General features: G+C 61.9%; 26 protein-coding genes. 10 read left to right on the top strand and 16 right to left on the bottom strand.

Going from position 1 to position 25,889, the window contains the following annotated elements; genetic code table 11:
* Positions 1 to 16: 16 nt before the first annotated feature.
* The 3 genes from gatA to Q0X21_RS03915 form a co-directional block, all read right to left on the bottom strand.
* Entirely contained in the window at positions 17 to 1,498 is a 1,482-nt protein-coding gene (gene gatA / locus Q0X21_RS03925) for an Asp-tRNA(Asn)/Glu-tRNA(Gln) amidotransferase subunit GatA (protein ID WP_297850447.1), read from the bottom strand.
* Complete coding sequence (gene gatC / locus Q0X21_RS03920) at positions 1,498 to 1,806, bottom strand: Asp-tRNA(Asn)/Glu-tRNA(Gln) amidotransferase subunit GatC (protein ID WP_297850446.1); 309 nt, start codon at positions 1,804 to 1,806, stop codon at positions 1,498 to 1,500. Before gatC ends, gatA begins: the two co-directional genes overlap by 1 nt.
* Positions 1,807 to 1,874: 68 nt before the next feature.
* Positions 1,875 to 3,014 carry a cytochrome P450 gene (locus Q0X21_RS03915; protein ID WP_297850445.1) on the bottom strand — a complete coding sequence of 380 codons (1,140 nt, stop codon included), beginning with the start codon at positions 3,012 to 3,014 and terminating at the stop codon, positions 1,875 to 1,877.
* 83 nt (positions 3,015 to 3,097) lie between these two features.
* Here Q0X21_RS03915 and Q0X21_RS03910 point away from each other — a divergent pair, with 83 nt between their 5' ends.
* The 4 genes from Q0X21_RS03910 to Q0X21_RS03895 all read left to right on the top strand — a co-directional run bounded on the left by Q0X21_RS03910 (position 3,098) and on the right by Q0X21_RS03895 (position 5,796).
* A complete protein-coding gene (locus Q0X21_RS03910; RefSeq protein WP_297850444.1) occupies positions 3,098 to 3,772 on the top strand; it encodes an amino acid-binding ACT domain protein in 675 nt (224 codons plus the stop codon).
* 217 nt (positions 3,773 to 3,989) lie between these two features.
* The gene (locus Q0X21_RS03905; protein ID WP_297850443.1) at positions 3,990 to 4,478 is read left to right on the top strand and encodes a helix-turn-helix transcriptional regulator; all 489 of its coding nucleotides are present in this window, start codon (positions 3,990 to 3,992) and stop codon (positions 4,476 to 4,478) included.
* Positions 4,478 to 5,533 carry a serine hydrolase gene (locus Q0X21_RS03900; protein WP_297850442.1) on the top strand — a complete coding sequence of 352 codons (1,056 nt, stop codon included), beginning with the start codon at positions 4,478 to 4,480 and terminating at the stop codon, positions 5,531 to 5,533. The genes Q0X21_RS03905 and Q0X21_RS03900 overlap by 1 nt, the downstream gene beginning before the upstream one ends.
* Entirely contained in the window at positions 5,530 to 5,796 is a 267-nt protein-coding gene (locus Q0X21_RS03895) for a hypothetical protein (protein ID WP_297850441.1), read from the top strand. The genes Q0X21_RS03900 and Q0X21_RS03895 overlap by 4 nt, the downstream gene beginning before the upstream one ends.
* A 13-nt stretch (positions 5,797 to 5,809) precedes the next feature.
* Here the strand turns inward: Q0X21_RS03895 and ligA are convergent, their stop codons facing one another.
* Together ligA and Q0X21_RS03885 are read right to left on the bottom strand one after the other, a co-directional pair.
* Complete coding sequence (gene ligA, locus Q0X21_RS03890; protein WP_297850440.1) at positions 5,810 to 7,855, bottom strand: NAD-dependent DNA ligase LigA; 2,046 nt, start codon at positions 7,853 to 7,855, stop codon at positions 5,810 to 5,812.
* Between the two features lie 24 nt (positions 7,856 to 7,879).
* Positions 7,880 to 8,644 carry a TipAS antibiotic-recognition domain-containing protein gene (locus Q0X21_RS03885; protein ID WP_297850439.1) on the bottom strand — a complete coding sequence of 255 codons (765 nt, stop codon included), beginning with the start codon at positions 8,642 to 8,644 and terminating at the stop codon, positions 7,880 to 7,882.
* A gap of 83 nt (positions 8,645 to 8,727) precedes the next feature.
* Here Q0X21_RS03885 and Q0X21_RS03880 point away from each other — a divergent pair, with 83 nt between their 5' ends.
* The gene (locus Q0X21_RS03880) at positions 8,728 to 9,405 is read left to right on the top strand and encodes a 3'-5' exonuclease (protein ID WP_210572233.1); all 678 of its coding nucleotides are present in this window, start codon (positions 8,728 to 8,730) and stop codon (positions 9,403 to 9,405) included.
* Between the two features lie 4 nt (positions 9,406 to 9,409).
* Here the strand turns inward: Q0X21_RS03880 and Q0X21_RS03875 are convergent, their stop codons facing one another.
* Complete coding sequence (locus Q0X21_RS03875) at positions 9,410 to 9,772, bottom strand: hypothetical protein (protein WP_297850438.1); 363 nt, start codon at positions 9,770 to 9,772, stop codon at positions 9,410 to 9,412.
* 70 nt (positions 9,773 to 9,842) lie between these two features.
* The gene (locus Q0X21_RS03870; protein WP_297850437.1) at positions 9,843 to 10,253 is read right to left on the bottom strand and encodes a hypothetical protein; all 411 of its coding nucleotides are present in this window, start codon (positions 10,251 to 10,253) and stop codon (positions 9,843 to 9,845) included.
* A 70-nt stretch (positions 10,254 to 10,323) separates the two neighbouring features.
* Between Q0X21_RS03870 and Q0X21_RS03865 the strand changes: the two genes are divergently transcribed.
* Positions 10,324 to 10,671, top strand: coding sequence for a helix-turn-helix domain-containing protein (locus tag Q0X21_RS03865; protein WP_297850436.1), 348 nt, complete (start codon positions 10,324 to 10,326; stop codon positions 10,669 to 10,671).
* A complete protein-coding gene (locus Q0X21_RS03860; RefSeq protein ID WP_297850435.1) occupies positions 10,661 to 11,488 on the top strand; it encodes an ImmA/IrrE family metallo-endopeptidase in 828 nt (275 codons plus the stop codon). Before Q0X21_RS03865 ends, Q0X21_RS03860 begins: the two co-directional genes overlap by 11 nt.
* Positions 11,489 to 11,670: 182 nt before the next feature.
* On the opposite strand, the gene Q0X21_RS03855 is transcribed toward Q0X21_RS03860, so the two are convergent.
* Positions 11,671 to 12,537: a methionine synthase gene (locus tag Q0X21_RS03855; protein WP_297850434.1), complete on the bottom strand. Its 867-nt coding sequence runs from the start codon at positions 12,535 to 12,537 to the stop codon at positions 11,671 to 11,673.
* Complete coding sequence (mnmA, locus tag Q0X21_RS03850; RefSeq protein WP_297850433.1) at positions 12,534 to 13,625, bottom strand: tRNA 2-thiouridine(34) synthase MnmA; 1,092 nt, start codon at positions 13,623 to 13,625, stop codon at positions 12,534 to 12,536. Before mnmA ends, Q0X21_RS03855 begins: the two co-directional genes overlap by 4 nt.
* A gap of 25 nt (positions 13,626 to 13,650) precedes the next feature.
* Between mnmA and Q0X21_RS03845 the strand changes: the two genes are divergently transcribed.
* Positions 13,651 to 14,445 carry a spermidine synthase gene (locus Q0X21_RS03845; protein WP_297850432.1) on the top strand — a complete coding sequence of 265 codons (795 nt, stop codon included), beginning with the start codon at positions 13,651 to 13,653 and terminating at the stop codon, positions 14,443 to 14,445.
* Between the two features lie 2 nt (positions 14,446 to 14,447).
* Here the strand turns inward: Q0X21_RS03845 and Q0X21_RS03840 are convergent, their stop codons facing one another.
* The 7 genes from Q0X21_RS03840 to Q0X21_RS03810 are packed head-to-tail and all read right to left on the bottom strand — an operon-like array spanning position 14,448 to position 21,431.
* Positions 14,448 to 15,515 carry a glycoside hydrolase family 25 protein gene (locus Q0X21_RS03840; protein ID WP_297850431.1) on the bottom strand — a complete coding sequence of 356 codons (1,068 nt, stop codon included), beginning with the start codon at positions 15,513 to 15,515 and terminating at the stop codon, positions 14,448 to 14,450.
* A 56-nt stretch (positions 15,516 to 15,571) separates the two neighbouring features.
* Positions 15,572 to 16,696 carry a cysteine desulfurase family protein gene (locus Q0X21_RS03835; RefSeq protein WP_297850430.1) on the bottom strand — a complete coding sequence of 375 codons (1,125 nt, stop codon included), beginning with the start codon at positions 16,694 to 16,696 and terminating at the stop codon, positions 15,572 to 15,574.
* Between the two features lie 14 nt (positions 16,697 to 16,710).
* Positions 16,711 to 17,667, bottom strand: coding sequence for an electron transfer flavoprotein subunit alpha/FixB family protein (locus tag Q0X21_RS03830; protein WP_297850465.1), 957 nt, complete (start codon positions 17,665 to 17,667; stop codon positions 16,711 to 16,713).
* Between the two features lie 15 nt (positions 17,668 to 17,682).
* Positions 17,683 to 18,474 carry an electron transfer flavoprotein subunit beta/FixA family protein gene (locus Q0X21_RS03825; protein ID WP_297850429.1) on the bottom strand — a complete coding sequence of 264 codons (792 nt, stop codon included), beginning with the start codon at positions 18,472 to 18,474 and terminating at the stop codon, positions 17,683 to 17,685.
* 40 nt (positions 18,475 to 18,514) lie between these two features.
* The gene (locus Q0X21_RS03820) at positions 18,515 to 19,744 is read right to left on the bottom strand and encodes a THUMP-like domain-containing protein (RefSeq protein ID WP_297850427.1); all 1,230 of its coding nucleotides are present in this window, start codon (positions 19,742 to 19,744) and stop codon (positions 18,515 to 18,517) included.
* Positions 19,734 to 20,561, bottom strand: coding sequence for an NUDIX hydrolase (locus Q0X21_RS03815; RefSeq protein WP_297850426.1), 828 nt, complete (start codon positions 20,559 to 20,561; stop codon positions 19,734 to 19,736). The genes Q0X21_RS03820 and Q0X21_RS03815 overlap by 11 nt, the downstream gene beginning before the upstream one ends.
* 18 nt (positions 20,562 to 20,579) lie before the next feature.
* On the bottom strand, positions 20,580 to 21,431 hold the full coding sequence (locus Q0X21_RS03810; protein WP_297850425.1) for an ABC transporter ATP-binding protein: 852 nt from the start codon (positions 21,429 to 21,431) through the stop codon (positions 20,580 to 20,582).
* Between the two features lie 123 nt (positions 21,432 to 21,554).
* Between Q0X21_RS03810 and Q0X21_RS03805 the strand changes: the two genes are divergently transcribed.
* On the top strand, positions 21,555 to 23,582 hold the full coding sequence (locus Q0X21_RS03805) for a maltotransferase domain-containing protein (protein WP_297850463.1): 2,028 nt from the start codon (positions 21,555 to 21,557) through the stop codon (positions 23,580 to 23,582).
* Positions 23,583 to 23,647: 65 nt separating this feature from the next.
* On the top strand, positions 23,648 to 25,864 hold the full coding sequence (gene glgB, locus Q0X21_RS03800) for a 1,4-alpha-glucan branching protein GlgB (RefSeq protein ID WP_297850424.1): 2,217 nt from the start codon (positions 23,648 to 23,650) through the stop codon (positions 25,862 to 25,864).
* Positions 25,865 to 25,889 lie beyond the last annotated feature (25 nt).

Here is a 25,889-nt window from a genome sequence, read left to right as displayed (position 1 = left end):
GAGGGTATTCCAGGGATTAACGGCGGGCTTCAAAAGCTGCTGCCACGCGGTAGAGGCGCTCGTCAGCGAACGCCGGTGCGATCAACTGCAGACCAACCGGCAGGCCGGTATCCGAGGCGGTGCCTGCCGGAACGGACATGCCCGGCAGACCAGCCAGGTTCAGCGGCAGGGTGAACAGGTCAAAGTTGTACATCGCCAACGGGTCATCGACCTTGTCGCCCAGCTTGAATGCTGTGGTCGGCGTTGCCGGACCAGCGATGATGTCTACCTGCTCGAAGGCCTTGGCAAAGTCCTGCGCAATCAGCGTACGAATGCGCTGGGCCTGCAGGTAGTACGCGTCGTAGTAACCGACGGAAAGCGCGTACGTGCCCAGGATGACGCGGCGCTTGACCTCATCACCGAAGCCTTCACCACGGGTCAGAGCCATGACCTCTTCGGCGGAATTCTTGCCGTCGTCACCGACGCGCTGGCCGTAACGCATGCCGTCGAAACGCGCGAGGTTCGAGCTGACCTCCGAGGTCTGAATGATGTAGTACGCACCCATGACGTGCTCAAACGTCGGGCAATCAACCTCGACGATCTCCGCGCCCTGAGCTTCAAGCTGTGCGATCGCCTTATCGACGGCCTCCGTAACGCCTGCCTGCGTACCTTCGCCACCGAACTGCTTCACGCGGCCGACCTTCACGCCGGAAAGATCGCCCGAAGCACCCTGCTTCGCCGCCTCAACAACGGAATTAACCGGACGATCAACGCTGGTTGCGTCAAACTCATCGTGGCCAGCAATGACCTCGTGCAAAAGCGCGGTGTCCAGCACGTTATTGGCGCACGGACCGCACTGGTCGAGCGAGGATGCGTTCGCGATCATGCCGTAGCGCGACACCGCACCGTACGTCGGCTTCACGCCAACGGTGCCGGTCAAGGATGCCGGCTGACGAATCGAACCGCCGGTATCGGTACCAATGCCCAGCGGTGCCTGGCCAGCAGCGAGCGCTGCCGCGGTACCACCACCGGAGCCACCCGGAGTGCGGTCCAGGTCGTGCGGGTTGCGGGTGACCTTGTAGGCAGAGTTCTCCGTGGAGGAACCCATGGCGAACTCGTCCAAGTTCGTCTTGCCCAGAATCGGGATGCCTGCTTCGCGGATCTTGGTCACGATCGTCGCGTCATACGGGCTCATGTAGCCCTCAAGCATCTTCGATGCCGCCGTGGTCGGCGCATCGGTAGTGACAAACAAATCCTTGAGCGCCAGCGGGACGCCGGCGAGCGGCGATGCCGGTTCTTTACCAGCTTTCACCGCTGCGTCGACCTCATCAGCTGTCTTCAGCGCTTCCTCCGCACCAACGTGCAGGAATGCACCGATGGTCTCATCTGTTTCTGCAATGCGATCAAGGAATGCCTGAGTGACCTCGCGCGAGGTCACCTCGCCAGCCTGGATCTTCTCCGCCAGAACGTGTGCCGGAAGGCTGGTCAAGCCTTCAGTCGGAATGGTGTATTCAGCCATTAGTCCTCCTCCCCCAGGATCTGCGGGACCATGAATCGGTCATCTTCAACCTCGGGCGCCTGGTCCAACGCCTGCGCCTGGGTGAGGGTGGTGCGCTGGACATCCTCACGCATTGCCGCTTCCACACTGTGTGGATGACTCATCGGCTCAACGCCTTCGGTATCCACTGCTTGCACTGCGGAGACAGCCTCCACGATGGTGTCCAGCTGACCAGCCAGCTGGTCTAGCTCCTCGTCGCTTACGGCGATACGCGCCAACCGCGCGATGCCTGCGACCTCCTCGCGGGAGATTCCTGAGGCTTCAGCCACGTTGTCCCACCTTCTTAAAATCCTTGGGTTGCGGTTAACGGGCCTTATCTTACGTCACGCCGTGAGACTTACCCGCGAGCGGTAAGACGCACCGGCAGCGATGCCCAGCCGCCCACCGGGTGAAGCTCGCGCTCGCCGTCGCCAGCGCGGGACAGATCGACCGCGGCGCACAGTTCCTCCGTGAATGCCTGCAGCTCAATCATCGACAATTCTTTGCCGGGGCAGGCGTGCGGGCCGGCGCCCCACACCAGGTTCTGCGCGGCGTTCGCATCCGGCTCGAAGCCCTCGACGTCGGCGAAAGTGTCCGGGTCGCGGTTGGCGGCAGTCCAGTGAATGCGCACCTTCTGCCCCTCGGACAGCTCGACATCACCGAGTGAGACCGGGCACGTAGTCACGCGACGGTTGCTCACGAACGGGGAATCTGCGCGCAGGATCTCATCAGCAATCGCCGTGAACTCGGCACGAGAGACACCCTGGGACAAACGGTCCTTCAGCTCCGAGTGCTCGATCAGCGCTTCGACAATGACGCCGATGCAGTACGCCATGGAGCTCAGATCGCCGGCCGTCCAGTTGCGCAGCACGGAGACAATCTCTTCGAATTCCAGCGGGCGGCCGAGGCTCTCGTCGCGCACGAGGCGCGACGTGACCGAATCATCGGGGTTTTCGAGCAAAGGCACGACGACAGAGCGGATAATGTCGTCGAAACGCTCCGCGACCGCGGCAGTGCGCTCAAGCTGTCCGGAACGCGTCGCGGCGTTATTGTCCGCGACCCACGCGACGAGCTCGGCGTTGATGCTCTCCGGCCAGCCCAGCCATGCCGTCATCGCGCGGACGGCGTACTGCGCCCCGATGTCACCGACCGCGTCGACGGAATCTTTCGCAGCCCCGTCGCGGACGATCTCGCGAGCCAGCTCACGGAAAACGGGCTCCAAGTGCTCGACCGCGGGCGCGTCGAGGTACTGCTCGATCATCGCGCGGACCTTGGCGTGCTCCTCACCGTCGAGGCCGTTGGGCAGCTGCATGAAACGCGACACCGCGGAGGAATAGCGCTGCGGGTCTTCTGCCACCTCGCGCGCGAGGTCGTGGCTGGCGACAACGACCTCGTCGCCGTCTGCTGTCACCTTCGCACCTTCGCGGAAAAGGGCGTCCCCGTATACCCTCGGTTCAGTACCAGCGAGCGCGCTTTCCTGCAGTTCGTCGGTGTGCATGTGCTACCTCCTATCGAGATTCGTTCAGGCCGCTGCCCCATGGTACGCCCGCTGCAACGTCTCGAATTGATATAAATAAGGCCATGTCTTACTTGATCCGCGTCGCCCTCCCCGACACCCCCGGCAGCCTCGGCGAGCTCGCCGAGGCCTTCGGCATGGTCGACGCGAACATCAAGTCCGTCGACATCGTCGAGAGCACGTTCGCCGACGAAAAAGCGGTGGTCACCGACGATATCGTGGTCGAGCTTCCCACCGGCACGATGGTCGATTCGCTCATCACCGCCGCCGCGTCCGTCGACGGCGTCGAGGTCGATTCGATCCGCCCGTTCACCGGCCGCGTCGACCGCCGCGAGCAGGTCCAGATGCTCGCCCGCGTCGCGAACCAAGTCCACGACCTGCCCGCCGCGATGCAGGAGCTCGTCTCCGTCATGCCGCTCGCTTTGACATCCTCGTGGGCTGTCGTCCTGCGCGACAAAGGCGACGGCAGCGAGCGCGTCGCTGCATCCCAGGCAGCACCGGGAGACGACGGTTCCGCGCCCGTGCTTATCGACGTCTCCGAGGCCCGCATCCTCCGCGACGACACCGACACGTGGGTGCCCGAAGCCTGGTGGCTACTCGATTCCACCTTGGCCGTCACTCCCCTGGGCTCGACCGGTCTCTATCTGGTCATCGGACGCACCGGCGGCCCGGACTTTCTCGCCTCCGAGGTGACCCACATCGGCGACCTCGGCGCCATTGTCGGTGCCTTGGTGCGCTAGGCCCGCGCCCCCGGGAGTTAGCACCCCACACAAGCGATTTCAAAGCGCGCTCCGGCGCGCTTTTTCATTGCCTCGACACCGAGCAGTTCAAGAATCTTCGACAATTGCAAACTGATTTTATATTCTTGACACCGTGGACCAGCAGACTTCTAAATTGACTCAAACTTATTCCAGTCTATTGGAACGACTCGGGGCTCTCGAAGGGCGCGTCGCGGCCTTGGAATCCCAAGCATCATCGTCCGGCGGCACCTCCCCGCTCACCCGCACCACCGGCGAGTACTGGGTCGTCGACGGAGTGGAGGCGTCCCGGGCACAATCTAGCGCGCAGGCAGAAACAGACAACGAGCCAGACAATGGCGCACTCGTCTTCGGTGGTTCCCTCCGTATCAGCGGCCGCGAATACGCGTACCAGTGGCAGCGCGAAACTGATTATCTGCTGGGCCACGAATGGGACGAGTACACCGAGCGCATCGTCGCTATCGCGCACCCTATCCGCGGAGCGATCCTCCGTCGGCTCCTCACCAAACCTGCGTCAGTCGCAGAACTCGTGGAGGAAGGAATCGTTTCTTCTACCGGCACCGGCTACCACCATCTGAGGGCCCTTCAGGACGCGGGGTGGGTCGCCAAGCTCAACGGCCACTTCGAGGTGCGCCCCGCCCGCGTCGTCCCACTGTTGACCATCATCGCAGCAGGAGAAGATCACTGATGTCCACGAAGCAGAACACCCGCAACCAGCAAAGGCGATTCGGTTCCGCCGCACTCATCTTCGCCGGGGTCGCCGCTCTCACGACACTTGCATCGCTCATCGTGTTCGGGCCCCGCCCCATCGCGTTGGCGACGCAGCATACCGGCGAGGAAGAGATCTTCACGCTGCTGAAATCAGGCGCCGATCCAGGCTCCAACGAGCTCGCCGCTTTCGTCAGCGAAGACGGGGAAGTCCGCTTCGGCGGGCTGGGTGCAGACGAGAACACTGAGTTTGAAATCGGCTCTCTCACCAAGACATTCAACGGCGAACTCGCCCGCCAGCAGATCGAGGCTGGCACTCTGCGCCTCGACACTCAAGTCCAAGACATTATTGACGCCGCCGGCACGCCCATTGCTGATGTCACCGTCGAAGAGCTTCTCAACCACACATCCGGATTGTCGCGGCTCGAAAGCATTGGTCTCCCGCAGTTCCTCTCCATGATGGTGCGCGACGGCGGGAACCCGTACCGCGGAGATACCCCTGAGGATATTTTCACTGCTGCCACAAATCCGAAGTTAAAACTAAAGGGCCGCGGCGAGGAGAACTACTCCAATTTCGGCCATGCGCTGCTCGGTCAGTTGCTCGCCAAGAACGCAGGTATGAGCTACGACGAGCTCCTTCGCACGAAGATCCTCGAGCCTGCTGGCATGACTTCGACGTTCCTCGCCCTGCCCGGAACCGCCGACGGTCATCCGCAAGGACTCACTTTGGCCGGCCGTCCCGCGGAACGGTGGGAAATGAATGGCTGGGCGCCCGCTGGCGCGATTCGCTCCACTGCCAAGGACATCGCGAAATACGTCGACTGGATCTCCGCGCACGGTGGCCCGGATCTCGGCTGGGCTGAGTTGGAGGACGACGGAACGGCATACACCTTCCACAACGGCGGCACCGGGGGCTACAGCACGATGCTCGTCTGGGACCCGGCGAATCCCCGGCGCGCCGCCTTCGTGGCTAATTCCAGCGAAGCGAGCGTCGATGACCTCGGCATCAAACTGTTGAAAGGAACCCAGCGATGATTAATTTGTTACTCGCGATAGCTATTCTCGTGCACGCCACGTTCATTGCGGTGCGCGGAGTGCGCTCCCCCGTTGCCGGGCTTATCGACGCTGGCTTCACCGTCCTCGTCGTCTTCCTCCTGGCACGCGGAATGAGTTGGAATACCCACCTGCCTATATTTGCGTGGTGGTTGCTCGCTCTCTGGGGCGCAGCCCTCGTCGGCTTCCAGGCCGCCCGTGTGGCGGCACGCCCACAGAGCACCGGTGAGCGCCGCCCCGGCTAAACGCTGTTGCCCACTACACCGCGCCGGTCTCCAGCAGCTGCTCGAACTGGGACTCGTCCAGAATGGTGATGCCCAGATCCCGCGCTTTCTGCTCCTTGGAGCCTGCGTTCTCACCGACAACGACGTAGTCCGTCTTCTTCGACACCGAGCCAGATGCCTTGCCACCGCGGGACAGGATCGCTTCCTTAGCGCTGTCGCGGGAGAAATTCTCCAACGTTCCGGTGACCACGATGGTCAAACCCTCAAGCGTCTGGGGTGCAGCATCTTCAGCGGAGTCTTCCATGGTCACACCAGCCGCGGCCCACTTATCGACGATCTCCACGTGCCAGTCCACCTCGAACCAGTCCTTGAAGGATTCGGCGATGATCGTGCCCACGCCATCGGTCTCTGCGAGCTCCTCTACGGAAGCCGCACGCAGCGCGTCCATGGACTTGTAGCGTGCGGCCAATGCACGCGCTGCCGTCGGGCCGACGTGGCGGATAGACAGAGCCACCAAAACACGCCACAGATCCGTGGTCTTCTTCTCCTGCAGGTTGCTCAAAAGCTTCTTGCCCGAAGCGTTCACCGCGCCCTTCTGGGTGGTGTAAACACTGGATTTTTCCAGGTCTTCGGTGGTGAGGTCGAAGAGGGTGGATTCGTCGATAAGCACGCCCGACGCGATGAGGTCATGCGCCCCCTTCTCGCCGAGTGCTTCAATGTCGAAGGCCCCGCGTGAGGCAATGTATTCAAGCCGCGCGCCAAGCTGTGCCGGGCACGAGCGGGTATTCGGGCACCGCCAGTCCGCGTCGCCTTCCTTCGCGGGTGCGAGCTCCGTCCCGCACGCCGGGCAGTCTTTCGGGAAAACGAATTCACGCTCAGTGCCGTCGCGAAGATCCGCAACGGGCCCGAGCACTTCCGGAATAATCTCGCCGGCTTTTCGCACGACCACCGTGTCCCCGATGAGCACGCCCTTGCGCTTGACCTCCGTCTGGTTGTGCAGCGTGGCCATCGCGACAGTTGAGCCGGACACAAAAACCGGCTCCATGACTGCATACGGTGTCGCGCGACCCGTGCGGCCAATGGAAACTTCGATATCCAGCAACTTTGTGGTCACCTCTTCCGGCGGGTACTTGTACGCAATCGCCCAGCGTGGCGCACGGGACGTGAACCCGAGCTGACGCTGAGCAGCCAAGTCGTCGACCTTGATCACCACGCCGTCCATCTCATGAATCGCGTCGTGGCGGTGGTCCGCCCAGTAGCTCACCGCATCCTGGACTTCCTGTGCGGTCTCCGCGCGTTTGGTGTATTCGCTGACCGGAAGGCCCCAGGAGGCGAGCTTCTCGTACGCATCGTGCTGCGAGGTGAACTCGACTCCCTCACGCGCACCGATGCCGTGGCAGATCATGCGCAGTTTGCGCTTACGCACAGCCTCCGGGTCCTTCTGCCGCAGGCCACCCGCCGCTGTGTTTCGTGGATTCGCAAACGGCTTACCGCCCTCTTTTTGGCGCAACTCATTGAGCTCCGGGAAGTCCTCCGGGCGGATGAATACCTCGCCGCGAACCTCCACGAGTGCCGGCACATCGCCTTTCAGCTGGTGCGGAATGTCCTCAATGACCTTCGCATTAGCAGTGATGTCCTCGCCCACGCGACCATCGCCACGCGTCGCCGCACGGACGAGTGCGCCGTTTTCATAAACAAGGTCGATCGACAGACCGTCGATCTTCAGCTCCGTCAGATACGGACCAGGAGTCTTGGCCAACCAGTCTGCGAGCTCCTCAGGAGAGAACACATTGTCCAGGCTTGTCATCGGCTCGAGGTGTTCCACATCCGCGAACGCAGTATTCGTGGTCGGCGCGCCCACTTCCTTCGTCGGCGAATCCGGGACGGCCAGCTCTGGGTGCTCCTCCTCGAGCTTCTGCAGCGCACGGAACATCTCATCGAATTCCGCGTCCGTGATCACCGGGTCGCCGTTGTAATACAGATCCCGGTGGTGGCGGACCTCCTTAGCTAGTTCCGTCCACTCCCGGAGAAGATCCTTGTCCACAGTACTGTCGGTTGCAGGCGCGTTGTTTTCAGTCACGCTGCCCTACTTTAGAGGAGCGCGTTAATCCCACTGCGGGTTCGCCGTATCCACACCGTTTGCAGCAGCATGCTTTTCGACGAGCCCCAGCAGGTAGTCCTGCGCACCCTGGTACGCCTCGTGGAAACGCTCGTCCCCGACGTACATGCGCGCCAGGATCAGCTGGCGTGCGGGAGTCACCTCATACCACTGCCCAATCATCTCGCGGTGGCGTGCAACGAGTGCTTCTGCTTCTTCCGATCCGGCTTCAACGCCGCTATCGCGCGCGGCGACCAGGTCAGCGGCAAAAGCATCCTGCTCATGCTGCAGACGGGCGAAGTCGTTCTCGCCCATCTGGGACAGCTTCTCCTGGGACTGCGCCCACTCGGCGGTATCGCCCCAGCGCTGTTCTGCTTCAGCCTGGTATTCCGGCATCTTCTCGCCGAGGTATTTCTTCATCGCGTCCATGTCGATGTTTCCTTTCTGTGTTTGGTCAATCAATTCATCAACCGCATCGAGTTGCTCGGTCATGGCTGCAAGTTGGTTAGCCAATTCCGTTCGGTGACGGTTCAGGGCGGTGCGGAGGGTGTGGGATGGGGCGTCGATAAGCTGTGCGATGGTCTCGAGCGGAATGCCGACGCCGCGGTAGAGCGCGATCGCTGCGCCGCGCTCGATATCGGTATCGCTGTACATGCGGTAGCCCGTCGAAGTCCGCTCTGGCTCGAGCAGCCCAAGCGTCTCCCAATGCCGCAATGCTTTGGTGGTCACGCCGAGCATCGCGGCGGTTTCTCCGATCGTGTATTCACCCATGACACACAGTGTGAACGTTGCCGTTGGGTCAAGGTCAAGCGCATTGCGAAAAAGTTGTCGACGCGCTCATTAGAATGAACCCCATGCCTACTTTCGACGCCTCGCGGATGCTCTCCTTCGACCTGGAGACCACCTCGGCGAACCCGCGGGAGGCACGCATTGTGACCTCAGCACTCGTGCGTATCGACGGCCGCGATGTCACCGCCACCGAGCACCTCGCCGACCCCGGCGTGGAGATCCCCGAGCAAGCCGCCGCGATTCACGGCATCTCAACGGAAAAGGCCCGCGCCGAAGGCCGCCCCCACGATGACGTGCTGCGCGAGACCGTCGAGACGATCAAGCAGGCGTGGGACGACGGCTTCACCTTGATCGTGTTCAACGCGCCCTACGACCTGACTGTGCTGCGCGCGCTCACGGGCGATTTCACCGTGACCGGGCCCGTCTACGACCCGCTGCTCATCGATCGCGCGATGGACCGCTACCGCAAAGGCGGCAAACGCAACCTCGGTGCTTTGTCCGAGTTCTACGGCGTCCAGCTAGAAAACGCCCACGAAGCGACCTCCGACGCGATGGCCGCCGCGCGCATCGCGTGGAAGCAGGTCAAAAAGGTTTGGCCAGAACTATCCGCGAAAGAGCTCGACGAGCTCATGGAATTTCAGGCCGTCAAGCACTTCGAAATTCAGACGGATTTCCGCAAATACTGCGAGTCCCGTGGCCGCGACACGTCCAGCATCACGACTGCCTGGCCGATGATCAGCTAGCTGGCTACAGCTGATACTTCTGCTTCACCTCGCCGACGAATTTCCCAAGGCCCTTCTTATCCCAACCGGCGTCGAGCGAATGCGCGGTGCCATCGTGGGTGCGTACTGTCATCTCGCCTTTCGATTCATCGAAGCCAAGACGCTCGATCTCGCGGAGCGGCACCGATTCCGCCTTCTCCCCCACGCCGAAGACCAAGTTATCGCCGTCGACCTCCGCGCGGTGCTTCTTTCCCAGCGCCATAGCGATCGACAGACCGAAAATGAACCCGACGATGAAGTTGTCGAACGCGAAGCTCATCGCGACGCCGAAAATCACGCCGAAAATCAGGATGTAGTACCACTCGTAGTGGTAGTGTTTCCAGCTCATGGCAGCTCTCCCTCAATAGTGAACCGGTTCACATTTAGGGTACCGAAACGGCAGCTGCGCGTTGCGCGGCTCAGTCCAGGAAACGCTGGCCGTGGTCGCCGATCAAGGGCTTTGCCTTATCGACGAACGCCGCCACCCCTTCTTTATCCCCACCACTGCTGATCACCGCATCCGTGCCGTCCACGAGAGTGAAGTACAGGTCGCCGTCGGCTTTCTGCTCGATCGACGCCACCTGGTCGACCCGCACGCTGACCGGCCCGTCGCCGTGCCCGATGTCGTAGGTGAAGGTTCCGTCGGCGATGCGGGCGGAACGTTTCTCGCCGATGGCCGAGAACGCGATCGCGAGCGGGAGGAAGATGGCGAGGCCGAGGAGGATGTTGTCGAAAAGCAGGCCGAAGCACAATGCCATGCCCACGGCAGCGCCGACGGACAAGCCCCAGTTCCTGTCCTTTGCTTCCCAGATCAAGAGGTCAGACGACATAGTGCCAGGCTAGACAGAAAGATGTTCGTCCCGCTACAGTTGAATCAACTTCGAAAGGACTTGATTCAGCATGAATATTCCGGCTGATTTCGGTCGCCGCGTAAAGGCCCTGCGCGAGGCTCGCGACATGAACCAGCGCGCACTCGCTAAGGCTACGAACGATGCCTTGTCCCAATCAGGAATCGTTCGCATCGAAAAAGGCGACAAGCGTCCGTCTCCTAGTGAACTCCTCGCACTGAGCTGGGCACTCGGCGTGAGCTTAGACGAGCTCACCGATGAGCAACCGCTGAGCGAACGCAAAATCTGGGCCGCACGCTCCAAGCACCGCGTCGATGTCACCGACGCCCTTGACCGCCTGACAGCACAGTTGCAGCTGCGCAACACACTCCAGGAAGTGCGCGGTACCCGTGCTTCGTGACAAACACCGGTTCGGAGAGAATCTCTCCCCCAAAGCTCAAGGCATCGAGCTTGCCCGACGCTTCCGCGAAGAGCACCAGCTAGCCCTCGGACCAATCGAACGGATCGAGCACCTCACTGAGCTTGTCGACGCTGACTTACTTATCACCCAGCTCCCCGACAAAGTCGATGCATTGACGGTTCAAGACCCCATAACCCGCAATATTGTGATCGGGGTTGCGACCTCGAGCATTCCATTCCGGCAGAACTTCTCGCTTGCCCACGAGGTCGGGCACATTTACGCCGGCGACCTAATCGCCGCGACCGATTTGAATCCGTGTCTGCAACACGACGAAGAAGTCCGTACGGATTCATTCGCTGCCCATATTCTGTGCCCACTTGATTCCTTGGAAGAACAACTGGAGGGGCGCGATCCAAGCACCGAGGAAGCACTCTCCCACATTGTGCAGCGATACAAGATTTCCCCACGGGTGGCGTTGAGCCAATTACGTCGCGCGGGATTGATCACATCTGATCGAGCGTCCAAGCTCGGTCGGACGTGGTCAGCCCCCTCACTCGCATCGCGTTTCGCCTGGCGCAACGAATACGACCTGGAAGTTGTCCAAGCTTCCACTCCCCGTCCCGCTCCACGCCTTGTTGCCGATGCCACCCAGGCGTACCTCGACGGTGAGGTCGCAGCTGAAGCAGTTGCTTTGGCCCGCGGCATCCCACCACAGCAAGTGCATAATGAACTCGACAGGCTCTTCAACACGGACGATTCGGAGGAATCCGATCCGGACCCGTTCTCTCACCTCGACAGCTTTTTCGGTGAGGACTAATCAGCTGTGGCCACTTCACGCGCGTTCATCGTCTCCGACACTTCGATCCTGTTGTCGTTCGTATGCGCGAACAAACACGACCTGTTGATTAAGTTTGCCGGTCCGAACCCGATCTATCTTCCCCTAGTTGTGGTCGATGAGATGCAGCGAAAGCTATACGGAGACAGCGCTCGCCTCTCCTACTACGTACTCTTGAGCGCCTCAGCCATCTCTGTCGCCGCACGGTAATTCACCGCAGTAGCTACCAGCGTCGAGCCAGCCTCCGCGTACACGTCGATCGCGGTCAGCGCCGGATCGATCTGCAGGCGGTCGAAGATGCGGAATACCTCGCGCGGTTCCATCACGGGCACTGCGATCCGCGCGCCGCGGTCCAGTGCACCGGCCAACCCGTCGAGGTCCACATCTCCCGCGAGATCGACGGTGAACCAGTCCGCCCCGAACAAAGGCTCCGGGGCGTGCAGCAGGTGCTCGCCGAACCGCCCGAGCACGTCCAGCACGCGCTCGTCCGGCACAGCAGGAATCTCCTCGTAGTCGGTCGCGCCCGTGACCGTGCCGCGCCGCACACGCCCAAGCGCAGGTTCGTCGAGCTGCAGCAGCGTAGACACACCGAATCGCTTCTCGACGTCTGCCCGATGCTCCCCCGCTGCGTGCACCACGGCTTCCGCGATATCCCGTGTCGCGCCACGGTCGGTGATCAGGCGGTGACCATTAGCCATCTCGATCTGCGCGGCGAGCGTCCACGGTCCGACGAGCTGGACCTTGAGCTCAGTGAGCTTGCCAGCCCAGAGTTCTTCGAGCAGGTCCAGGTCTCGTTCGAACTGATCGCGGGCGCGCATCGTGGCAATTTGAGAGCGACGCGTCACCCGCCACGACCGTGGCCCGATATCGAGATTGAGGGGCAACAGCGCGGCCGTACGGCCGATCAGGTCAGAGCCCACGCCACGGGCAGGGAGTTGTGGGAGATGCGGTGTGGGCAATTCGGAGAGCACTACGTCGGCAGCTTGCACGAGGTCGGTGCCTGGCAGCGGGCCGAGACCGAAGGCCGTCACGCTGATTCCGTCCCGCAGATGGTGCCGGACCCCAGCACGATATCGCCCTGACCATCCGGGTCCGGCAGGTACAGCACCGCAGCCTGACCCCGGGCGACGCCGGAGAGTGGCTCGGCCAGATCCAGCGTCATAGTGTCGGCGTCCAGGTCAACGTGAGCGCGACACTTCACCACACCGCCATGGGCGCGGATCTGCACGTTGGCATCGAATTCACCAATCATCGCGGAGTGGAGGACTTTGAGGCGATCCGCATGGATCGTGGTCACGTCGAGAGCAGCACGCGGACCGACAGTGACAGTGCCGGTCTCCGTGTCGATGTCGGTGACATAGCGCGGCTTGCCATCAGCGGCAGGCACACGAATATTCAGGCCCTTGCGCTGGCCGATCGTGTACTGGAAAGCGCCGTCGTGCTCCTTGAGTTCCGCGCCATCCTGGTCAACGATCATGCCGGGACGCATGCCAATCGACTTGCCCAAAAACGCCTGAGTGTTGCCGTCCGGGATGAAGCAGATGTCATAAGAATCCGGCTTCGACGCGGTGGAAAAACCATGCGCGGCGGCTTCCTCGCGGATCTGTGGTTTCTCGGTGTCGCCCACCGGGAAGATGCAACGGTCCAACTCGTCGCGCGTCATTACACCGAGCACATAGGACTGGTCCTTGTTGGCGTCGGTGGAGCGGCGGAGGTTGCCGTCGTCGTCGATAAGCGCATAGTGCCCTGTCGCGATCGCGTCGAAACCGAGCGTGACTGCGCGTTCCAGCAGGGCCGCAAACTTGATCTTCTCGTTGCAGCGCAGGCACGGATTGGGGGTCTCGCCACGGGCGTAGCTGTCCACGAAATCATCGATGACTTCTTCTTTAAAGCGGTCGGAGAAATCCCACACGTAGAACGGAATGCCCAGCTTGTCGCACACGCGACGCGCGTCAGCCGAATCCTCGATCGAGCAACAACCGCGTGCAGATTCGCGGGTTTGCTGCGCGTCCTTGCTCAGGGCGAGGTGGACGCCGACGACGTCATGTCCGGCGTCGACAAGCCGCGCCGCCGCCACGGAGGAATCGACGCCGCCACTCATTGCTGCCAGTACTCGCACGTGGCGGAGTGTACCCTCCAAGCTCGTGGCACGAAAACAGGCTGACAATGAGATCTACGAGATCGACACGGGCATCGCGGAGATCATTCACGAACCGGACGGGTCGATGCTCCTGCTCGTCAACGGCGTACCCAGCTCACACATCGTGCCGGGCGAGCCGGAACGTCTCGATTTTGAGTACATGCGCTGGATCGCCGCCGCGATCGAGGAAACGCGTGCGTGGGAAAAGCCACGCCTGACGCACCTGGGCGGCGCGGGCTGCTCGCTTCCGCGCTATTTCGCGCACGTGTGGCCGCATTCGCGCAACACGGTCGTCGAATGGGACATGGACTTGGCGCAGCTCGCGCGCGAGAAATTCGACATCCCCCGTTCGCCGCTGGTCAAGATCCGGGTCGGCGACGCGCGCGAGGTCACCGACGGCTTCGTGGAGGCATCGCGCGACGTGATCATCCGCGACGTCTTCGAATCAGCAATAACGCCGCGCAGCTTGACGACGCTCCCCTTCTACCAAGCCTGCCTCCATTCCCTCTCGTCGGACGGTCTGTACGTCGCAAACTGCGGTTCCCGCGGCGACCTGACCGAGGCCCGCGAGGAGCTAGCCGGCATGGCGGAAGTCTTCCCGCACCTCGCCGTGATCGCTGATCCTCCGATGTTGAAGGGGCGTCGCTACGGCAACATCATTTTGATCGGCTCCAGGGCTGAGATACGCGAAACCCCCGAGCTGACCCGCAGGTTGCTCGGGGGTGGAGTGCCCGCTCACTTCAAGGGCGACAAGTGGGCGCGGGACATGGCGGCTTCAGCCACACCGCGCGAGGACTAAAGCTAGTTGGCGCCGCCCTGCTTATTCGCGTTGTCCAGCAGGATCAGCAGGTCGCCCACGGAGTAGTCGCCGCCGACGATCATGTTGTTCAGGTCGTCGACAGGCAAAGTGCCGTTCTGAACCTGGATGCGGGCAGTGTTGGCGATATTCTGCGCATCACCGGCATCGAAGCCGAAGTTCTGCGCCGCGCTTTCAACCTGCTGCGGCGCGAAGACACCCGAAGCCAGGCCGACGATCGCCGCTGCCAGTGCCGAGTTGTTCTGCTCAAGCACAGCCAGGGAATCAGAGATACCGGAGTCGATCTCGTTGTCCTGGAACTGCTCCAGCAGTCCGCCCGGGGCGGCGTGATCGCCGGCAACGAAACGAGCCCACTGGCCGTGATTGCCGTTGAACAGGTTCAGATCCACCGGGGTATTGATGCCTGCCACTCGACCGGATTCTGAACGCTGCCAGATATCCACCTTGTTCCAGCCACCGACAGGACCCGGTGCCTTGTTCTGGTACGCAGCGAGCCACAGCGGGTAATCAGAGAACTCTTCGGTGTTGCCCATCTGCTCGAGCCAGAAGTAGCGGTAGGTGTACACCATCGGGCGACGGCCAGTCTGGTTCTCCAGCTCGGTCAGGAAGGTGCGCGTCCAGTCACGCAGCTGCTGCGGGTTCAGACCTTCGTCGACCTCCAGGTCAAGCACTGGTGGCAGCGTCGTCGCCGGGCCAGTGTTGATTACGTTGGCGAAATTGGTGGCCTGCGCGACCGGATCATTTGCCGGGCGAGCGTAGTGGTACGCACCAACGGTCATGCCAGCATCCAGGGCGCCCTGCGCGAATTTCGCGTACGCATCATCGGTGTAGTCGGTGCCTTCAGTGGCCTTGATGATGGCGAAGCGGTGGTTATCATCGCGCACCGAATTCCATGCGATCGAGTCGCCACCAGTGTCTTGGTGGTGGGAGACATCGACGCCGTTGACCCAATCGGCACGGCTATCTGCATTGACATTGCCAGCAGCCATGATGCCACCGAGGGCAATGGCTGCGGATGTGAGCAGGGCTGCAGGACGCAAAGAACGTTTCATGCTACGCACCGTAACTCACATGAGTCACACTCGCCACACACGACACGCACGCAACATCACAGCTTTGCGACGTCCCGCGCCTTCCCAATCACCTCCGGCAGCCTCTCCAGGAGAAACTGCACATCCTGCTTCGTTGTGGTCCGTCCAAGAGTGAAGCGAAGTGCGCCGTCGGCGTGGTCGTCCGGCAGGCCCATCGCCTCAAGAACGTGACTGCGTTGATTCACGCCGTTGTTGCATGCAGAACCAGTCGAGGCTTCAATGCCGAGGCTGTCGAGCAGCATGATCATCGCGTCGCCATTCGCCCCTGGGAAGATCAGGTGTGCATGGCCCGGAAGAACTTCCACGCCTTCACGCCCGAGCACTGTTGCGCGTGCGTCAGGGACGGTGGCGAGGACGCCGGTGACCAGGTCGTCGCGAAGCTTGGCAAGGCGCGCTGCTTCCGCTTCCATCTCGCTGGCTGCTTCTTTGAGCGCGGCTGCTGTCGCCGCTGCTGTAGCAACATCGACAGTTCCCGGCCGGATCCCACGCTGCTGTCCCCCGCCCGTCAGGACGGGTGATGGTGCCGGGGAACGCTTCGCTAAGAGGATTCCCGCGCCGCGTGGGCCGCCGAATTTGTGAGCGGAGGCAGCCACAGTCGTCGCACCGAGTTCATGGAAGTTCACCGGCATGTGCCCAACAACCTGGACTGCATCGATGTGGACGGGAGTGCCTGCGTCACTCGCGCGCGCGATGATCTGATCGATCGGCTGGAGCGCACCGGTCTCGTTATTCGCCCACATGCACGTCGCAACAGAGGCAGGCTCGTCGAGCGCGTCCGTGATATCAACGACGCCACGCTCATCGACGGGGAGCATCTCTACATCCGCGCCGTGCTTTGCCAGGTCCGCGACGGTCTCGCGGACAGCTGGGTGCTCGATGGGCGTTGAGATGATGCGATCCCCCGCAAAACCCCTGAGCGCCAAGTTGTCGGCCTCAGTGCCGGAACCGGTAAAGACAACCTCAACGGGATCAGCGCCGAGGATCTCTGCGATAGTTTCGCGGGCCTGGGCCAAGACTGCATTAGCGGCACGACCCGATGCGTACTGCCCACCCGGGTTGAGCAGGTGGGCGTGTTCGGCCCACGCATCGATGGCCACTTGGCGCATCGGGGTGGTCGCGGCGTGGTCGAAATAGTGAGTCATCGACACCGCGCGTGCTAGCTCTGGCGCGCCTGGAGCGCCTTGATCAGTTCAGGCACGAACTCTTCAAGGTCAGCAACAACACCGATATCCGCGATGGAGAAGATCGGCTCGTCGCGGTCCTGGTTGACGGCGACGATGGTGCCGGAGGTCTGCATGCCGGAGGTGTGCTGGATCGCACCGGAAATACCCAGCGCGATGTACAGCTCCGGCGAAACAGTCGCACCAGTCTGACCGACCTGGGTCTCAGGCTCAGCCCACCCCAAGTCGACGATGTCGCGGGTGGAGCCGGTGGCGGCATCGAGGACGTCGGCAAGCTGTTCGACGTATTCCTTGTAGCCGTCTGCCGAGCCAACACCACGGCCACCGGAAACGACGGTGGCCGCCTGGGTTAGCTCGGGACGGTCGGCGCGTACCTTCGGTGTGAACGACGCAACACGCACATCACGCTCGGTCGCAGCAGGCAGCGGCATCGGCGCGAGCTCACCTGCAGCTTCCTGCGGTTCCGCCTTCACGGAGCCCGGGCGCAGGGTGTAGATCGGGCACTCGCCGCCGGCGATCGCGGTGGTGGTGTAGCTACCACCGAAAAACTCGTGGTGAGCGACGCGATTATCCTCAATGCCCACAACATTTGTCAGAACACCGGAACCAAGGCGCGCGGCGAGACGGCCCGCGATCTCATTGCCGGTCACGGTCGCAGCGATCACGATCGGAGCCGGGTTCGCAGCACCGAGTGCCTGCAATGCATCGACCTCGGGAAGAACGAGGCGCTGATCATAATCCTCAACAGACGCGTCGATGATCTGGGCAGCCCCCAGAGAAGCCAGGGACGGCGCGAGCGCTTCAGCATCGCCAGGCTTGCCGACGACCACCGCCGACACCACCCCCAGTCCCCGTGCCGCAGTGATCAGCTCGCCAGTGATCGGGCTCAACTCAGAGCCGGTGTGCTCTGCCAGTACGTATACGTGCATCAGTATTCGGCTCCTTGTTTAGTTGGAAAGCAGGTTACGGACAGCCAGTTGTTCGACCACCTGGGCTGCGATGTCATCGGTAGGGCCTTCAAGCAACTCGCCAGCGGCACGCGGCGGGACCTCGGACGCGTTTGTCACGGAGGTTGCCGAATTGCCCAGACCGACCTGACCCGCATCGACGCCGATATCCGCGATGGTCAGACGTGTGATCTCGTGCTTCTTCGCTGCCTTCATGCCCTTGAAGTTCGGAAAGCGTGGTTTATCGGACTGCTCAGTCACAGCAACGACCGCCGGCAAAGAAGCCGCGAGTTCCCAGGTACCACGCTCGTCTTCGCGGGTGGCCAGAATCTCAGCGCCCTTAATACGCAGGTTGTGTGCCTGCGTCACGGCCGGGATCTGACGGTATTCCGCGAGCAGTCCCGCCAGCGTGCCGGTGCCACCGTCAGACGACTGGTTGCCCGCGACGATCAGCGCAAGGTCATCAATGGTATTCAGCACATTGTGCAGCGCCCACGCGGTGGAAATGGCGTCGGAGCCGGCGAGGGTGTCGTCGATAAGCGAAATTGCGTCGTCCGCCCCCATCGCAAGAGCCTTACGCAGCGCTTCCTCGCACCCCTCGGGGCCCATCGTGACGGCGACGACGCGGTAATCGCCCGCATCGCGCAGACGCAGCGCCGCCTCGACGGCGTACTCGTTGATCTCGTCGATCACGTTGTCAGCATTCGCCCGGTCGAGCGTATTGTCCGCCTCGAGCGATTTCGTTGACCACGTGTCCGGCACATTTTTCACCAGCACAGCAATGGTGGGCATGAATTTTCACCTTCCATCTGTCAGATTCGCTCTCACGAGCCTAGCGCACACGCGCGTCGCAAATGAACGCTGTCGCATGGTCTTCAATGCGCGCGATCGCGACGGCCATCGGCCTGCTGCCTTTGAGCTTCAGCTTGCCTCGCAGCTGGTCAGGATCCACATCAACACCACGTACAAGGATCTCCACCGAGCCCGCGTCGTGTGCCTGAAGTGCGGGACGCAGCTTCTTCAACGGCACGGCTTCGATGAATGGAAACCCGGAATACCCGGCCGGCACCTTCTCGCCCGTGAGAAACGCGATGTGCGGATCCAGCAAGGACAGCTCGTGGCGTGCCGCCCATTGCTGCACGAGCCCAGCGCGGATCACCGCACCATCCGGCTCGATGATGAAGCTCTTCGGCTTATCGACGCCCACCTCATTCCCCTCATCGCTCACCCTCTCCGTGAACTCATCTCGGATGACCACTGCTTCACGTGTGTGACCGGGGTCGGCAAGGTCAGGTGTGTACAGGCAGGCTTCTTTGACTCCCCCGCTAACGCTGACCACACTGACCAGTCCGTGCCAGTCTGAGTAGTCAATGCCGGGGGCGCACTTGATGGCCATTGCCACGCCTGGGTAGGCGTCGATCAGGTCCGGCAAAGGCGGGATGAGTTTGGCGGGATCGGTAATGCGCCGCCCATCTGCCCGGCGCGCAGGATCCGCGACGATTACGCGTCCTGGGCGCGATCCTGTTCCCGAGCACGCGCGGATGCGTGGACCCGGGCTACTCGCCGGTGTGGTCACGGGTGCAAGCGCGTCTGCTTGTGCCACCCAGGCGCAACCCCGGCCACTGGTGCTGATGTTCTCGCGCGCCATGAGCAATCGCGCGTAGTCCACGTCAGTGCCGAACCAGTCCATTCCTTGTGCCAGCATCGCCGGGGCTTCTGTACCGATCGAGCACGTCACGTCATGCACCAACGCGACACCCGCCGCAGCGATCCGTTCTGCACGCACTTGTGCGACGGGCAGCGGGGTGGCCTGTTGTGCGGAATCACTATCCGTCAACCAGTCAGCAACATCAATATCCGCCCCCAGCTTCGGGGCAAGGGTCTGCCGTGCCTGGAGCAATTCCATTACCGCGCGTGCATTGTCACCGAAGTGTTTAGACAGAGCCGCACGATCAGCAAAGGCAGATTTCTTAGTCAACGCAATCTCGCCAGAGGCAGCCACACGGGCGATATCGTCTCTGTGCGCAGCGAGAAAACGGACCTCGTCGGGGCTAAAGCTCAAATTTCTTTCCCATTCGGTTCACGGGCTGCCGGTCAAAGAGCTCCGCATAACGTTCGATATGGACAGGGTCGCCGACAACAGGCTCGATCGTCAGGCCTTTCACGTGCTCCATCACACCGGAAACAGAGTCGAATTCAGACAAGTCATACAGCTGCGCCCATGTGGAGGGGGCGAAGCGAACGAGGCCTTGGCGCCAGCCGTCGATAAGCAAGCTCGGCGGGAACCAGTTCGCATCGCTCGCCTCGCCCGTGGTCACATCTGGCTCTTGGCCTGCTGGCAACTCCGCCACAAACGTGAAGGTATCGAACCACTGGCCTTTCTCCGACTTCCCCACCCAGCGGCCGGACGGCTTCAAAAGCGTCGCGTCGACGTCCAAGCCCGTGACTTCCAGCAGCTCAGTAAAAGACAGTTCGTGGCTTTCCAGGCGTTTACGTACGTGGTGGAAGGGGCGGGCGTCGCGGAGGAGGGCGCCTGTGTCGTCGACAAGCAAAAGCGTGCCTGTTTCCTCGAAAAGCTCACGCACCGCAGCGAACATCAGCGCATGCGCCTGGCGCGGCTTCACGTCGAGCTGTTTCGCCAAATCCGATGCGGAACGGCCCGACCACAGCTCTTTCGCTTCCTCCGAGCTCGACGGAAAATCGCGGATATCCACCCCACCGCCCGGAAACACCGTCATCCCCGGGTAATTGCGCATCGTTAAGACGCGCTCCTGCATCCAAACCTCGAGGCCAGAGTTGCCATCGCGCATGAGAATCACGGTCGCGGCGAGACGACCGTAATTGATTCCCAGCATGTCTGCTTCATTGCGCGTGGGCATGAGCAACCTTCCGCTTACTTACCGACGGTGCGCCCCGCCCCGGCTCTCCCGCCGCGCGAAGAAACGACCGTCTTCCTTCGTCAGCTTAATCGGCTGGTGGTAAGCCTTGGTCAGGTTCTCACTGGTAAGCACATCATCGATCAGGCCCTGTGCCACGACATCGCCCTCATCGAGCAGCATCGCGTGCGTGAACCCGAACGGAATCTCCTCGACGTGGTGCGTGATCATCACGATCGCCGGGGCCTCCGGGTCCAGCGCCAATTCGCCCAAGTAGCCGACCAGATCCTCACGGCCCCCCAAGTCCAAGCCCGCGCCCGGCTCATCCATGATGAGCAGCTCCGGGTTGACCATGATCGCGCGGGCGATCAGCACACGCTTCTTCTCGCCGTCAGACAGCGTCCCCCAGCGACGGCCAAGCAAGTGCAGCGCACCAACCTGCTCGAGCGAATCGTGGACTTGCTCGTAATCCTGCTCGTCGTATTCTTCGCGCCAGCGCCCGACGACGCCGTAGCCGCCAGAGAGGACGAGGTCCTCAATGCGTTCGTCGGAAGGCACGCGGTTCGCCAGAGCGGAAGACATCATTCCGATCACCGCGCGCAGATCGCGCATGTCGGTCTTGCCCAGCTGTTCGCCGAGCACGAATGCGGTGCCCTCAGAAGGGAATTCCTGGGCTGCAGCGATCCTGATCAACGAGGTTTTGCCGGCGCCGTTCGGGCCGATCACTACCCAGCGCTCATCAAGTTCTACTTTCCAGTCCACGGGGCCCACCAGGGTGTTTCCACCGCGGCGGAATTCAACGCCCCTGAAGTCCAACAGCAGATCAGGGTCAGTCGGTTCGATTTCAGCACTTCGGTCAGTCACGCTTCCCATTGTGACGCATTTTGCTTGCCGACGGTTCACTGACGCGGCAAGTCACTCCCCCGTTCCTTCGCTACTCTGGGATTTAGACTGCAAACGAATTTGAACCCCACGAGGTGAATCGACGTGAGCCCAGTGATCGGCCGACTCGGAATTGACGATGTCCGCCCCCGCACCACCGACGGCGCACTGCCCACAAAGGCAGTCGTTGGTGAGGTTGTTCCCATCTCCGCACTGGTGTGGCGCGAAGGCCACGACGCGATTGCCGCGACCGTGGTTGTCACCGACCCGGACGGCCATGAACACATGATTCCGATGGTGGCCGAGGAATACCGCCCCGATTACTGCCACGCAGTATTCACCCCTGATGCAGTGGGCCTGTGGAAATTCCGCGTCGAAGCCTGGTCTGATCCTGTGTCCACCTGGCGCAATGCCGTGACCAAGAAGTCCGCTGCCGGGCAGTCGGTCACTGAGATGGCAAATGACCTGTCTCACGGTGCTGACTTGTTGCGCCGTGCCGCGTCTGAGGCAGGCGCCCACGCTGCTGGCAGCGACATCTTGAAGGAGGCTGCTGACGCCTTAGAATCTGATGCCCCGCTGCGTGAGCGCCTCGAGCTCGCCCTGTCCGCTGAGGTCGCCGATGTGCTTGTCGGTCGTCCTGTGCGTGATCTGGTCACCCAAGGTCCGACCTCCGAGGTCCTCGTCGAGCGCACCAAGGCCCTGTTCAGCTCCTGGTACGAACTCTTCCCTCGTTCCACTGGTGGCTGGGACGCCGACGGTCACCCGATCCACGGCACCTTCAAAACCACCATGGAGGCTCTTCCACGCGTGGCTGCAATGGGCTTCGACACCGTCTACTTTCCGCCGATCCACCCGATCGGTAAGAAGAACCGCAAGGGGCCGAACAACACCCTCGTCGCTGAAGAAGGCGATGTCGGATCCCCGTGGGCAATCGGTTCTGCAGAAGGCGGACACGATGCCATTCACCCGGAGCTAGGCACTGAAAAGGACCTACGCAAGCTCTTGGCCCGCGCCGAAGAACTCGGCTTGGAAGTCGCGCTCGACTTCGCACTCCAAGCAGCACCGGACCACCCGTGGGCAAAGAAACACCCCGAATTCTTCACCGTGCTTGCCGACGGCTCCATTGCCTACGCCGAGAACCCCCCGAAGAAGTATCAGGACATCTACCCGATCAACTTCGATAACGCCCCGGACGTGCTGTACAAGGAGATCTACCGCACGCTCATGGTGTGGGTGAAGCTGGGCATCACCACATTCCGCGTGGACAACCCACACACGAAGCCGGCGAATTTCTGGAATTGGATCATCTCCAAGGTCCACGAAACGAACCCCGACGTGATCTTCCTCGCCGAGGCATTCACTCGCCCACCACGTCTTCTTGGCCTGGGCAAGGCTGGCTTCTCGCAGTCCTACACCTACTTCCCGTGGAAGACGACGAAGAAGGAGCTCACCGGATTCGTCCAAGACTGCGTCCGCTTCGTGGATATCTCCCGTCCATCGTTCTGGGTGAACACGCCGGATATCCTTCACGCGTTCATTCAAACCGGAAATCGCGCAGCTTTTGCGATCCGCGCAACGCTCGCCGCCACGCTCAGCCCACTGTGGGGCATGTACTCCGGCTTCGAACTCTACGAACACGAACCAGTCGCCCCAGGCAGCGAGGAATACCTCAACTCCGAGAAATACGAGCTGCGTCCGCGCGATTTCGAGGCAGCTCTGCACAACGGCGATTCGCTCGAGCCGTACATCACTATGCTCAACACGATCCGCCGCGAGCACCCGGCCTTCCAGCAGCTACGTAACCTGCACTTCCACGATACGGACAACGAGAACATCCTCGCCTTCTCCAAATTCGACGCAGCCACCGGCGACAGCGTCCTCGTCGTGGTCAATCTCGACCCGACCTACACGCAGGAAACCACGGTCACGCTCAACATGGGCGCCCTCGGACTTGCTCCCGGCGCGTCCTTCCCCGTCCACGACGAGATCACCGGCGCGGATTACGAGTGGTCCATGCGCAACTACGTCCGTCTCAGCCCAGTGGAAAATGTCGCGCACATCTTCCGCCTCCCGCTTATCGACGAACCAACCCGCACCAAACTCGCCTTCCGGAACCTCCCCGACGACGACTATCGCCCGTAAGATGAGCCAACAAGCAAGCGAATAAAAGCTTCACACCGACCAGGCAAAGGAACACCACGAAAACCATGACTTCCGGCTACGACGACAGCCCCGCTCAGCTGGAACCGGCCCACTACATCCCCGATGAGGACCGGCGCCGACTTCTCGAGTGCAAGCACCACGCCCCGCACGACTTTTACGGGTGGCACGCGACGTCGACAGGCTCTGTGATCCGCACGCGTCTGCTTGGCGCGACGCATGTGGAAGTTCTCATCCACAACCAAGGCCTGCCGATGACCCCGATCGGCGACGACATCTGGGTCCTCCCCCTTGAGGACGACCTGGCACCGGATTACCGCCTCCAGGTCACCTACCCGGATGCTGCCCCGGTGATCATCGCTGACCCGTACCACTTCCTGCCGACCCTGAGCTCCTTCGACCTGCACCTGATCGGTGAAGGCCGCCACGAACGCCTCTGGGAAGTGCTCGGTGCCAACCAGCACACGTACAACACGTCCATGGGTGAAGTGCAGGGCACGTCCTTTGCTGTCTGGGCACCCAATGCGAAGGGTGTCGCCGTCATCGGTGAATTCTGCAACTGGAATCCCAACCAGTACCCCATGCGCACACTCGGCTCGACTGGCATCTGGGAAATCTTCATTCCAGGTATCAAGCCTGGTGCCGAGTACAAGTTCACGGTGCAAGGGGCGGATGGACGGGCCGTCGATAAGGCGGATCCGTTGGCGAAGAAGACCAAGACCCCGCCTGAAACCGTCTCCGTGGTCGCCGGCGTCGATGAGTACACATGGACCGACCACGAATGGATGACCGCGCGCCCCGGCATCGACGCAACAAACTCGCCGATGAGCGTCTACGAAGTCCACGTCGGCTCCTGGCGCGTCGGCTACGGCTACCGCGAGCTCGCCCGTGAGCTCGTTCCCTACCTCGTCGAAAACGGCTACACGCACGTCGAATTCCTCCCCGTCGCCGAGCACCCCTTCGGCGGTTCCTGGGGCTACCAGGTCACCGGCTACTACGCCCCCTCCGCGCGCTGGGGATCGCCGGAAGACTTCAAGTACCTCGTGGATACGCTCCACAACGCAGGCATCGGCGTCATCGTCGACTGGGTTCCCGCACACTTCCCCAAGGACGAATGGGCACTCGCGCGTTTCGACGGCACCCCTCTCTACGAACACCCCGACTGGCGCCGCGGCGAACAAAAAGACTGGGGCACCTACGTCTTCGACTTTGGCCGGAACGAAGTGCGTAACTTCCTCGTCGCCAATGCCTTGTATTGGTTCGAAGAATTCCACCTCGATGGAATCCGCGTCGACGCCGTCGCCTCCATGCTCTACCTCGACTACTCACGCGAGCCCGGCGAATGGCTCCCGAACCAGTTCGGCGGACGTGAAAACCTCGATGCCGTGCAGTTCCTCCAAGAGGTCAATGGCACCGTGCACCGCGAACACCCCGGTGTACTCACCATCGCCGAAGAATCCACCGCATGGCCGGGAGTTACCGCACCGACGTCTGCGGACGGGCTTGGCTTCTCCCTGAAGTGGAACATGGGCTGGATGAACGACACCCTCGAGTACTTCTCACTCGACCCCATCCACCGCTCCTACCACCACCACGAGATCACCTTCTCGCTCGTGTATGCCTTCTCCGAGCGTTACGTCCTGCCGTTCAGCCACGACGAAGTCGTCCACGGCAAGGGATCCCTCTGGGAACGCATGCCCGGAGATGCATGGAACAAGGCCGCCGGTGTGCGCAACCTCTACGCATACATGTTCTCTCACCCCGGCAAACAGCTGATGTTCATGGGCTGCGAATTCGGCCAAACCACCGAATGGGCCGAGGCCGGATCCATCAACTGGGACGACCTCGAGGGATGGGACAGCGAATACCACCACGGCATCCGCACCCTCGTCCGCGACCTGAACCACCTGTACCGCGACACCCCAGCGCTGTACAGCCAGGACAACACCCCGATGGGCTTCCAGTGGATCAAGGGCGACGACTCGCAGCACAATATCCTCGCCTACGTGCGCTGGGGAGCTGATGGGACCCCGGTGCTCGCCGTGATCAACCTGTCCGGAACGTCGCAGCCGGACTACCGCCTCGGACTGCCGAAGGCCGGCGAGTGGGAACTCATCCTGAATACCGACGATGCACGCTACCACGGCGCGGGCAACCCGCTCGCCGACGTCGTGTCCACCACCGACCAGTCATGGGACAGCTTCGAGCAATCCGCCTCGTTCCACGTACCGGCAATGAGTGCGCAGTTCTACCGCCTCCGCTAGGTTTTAGGTTTCTGTGCACCATGCG

This window comes from uncultured Corynebacterium sp. (assembly GCF_947253065.1).
Taxonomy (GTDB): Bacteria; Actinomycetota; Actinomycetes; order Mycobacteriales; family Mycobacteriaceae; genus Corynebacterium.
The sequence above is the reverse complement of the archived record's forward strand: the minus strand, read 5'-3'. Positions and strand labels throughout refer to the sequence as shown.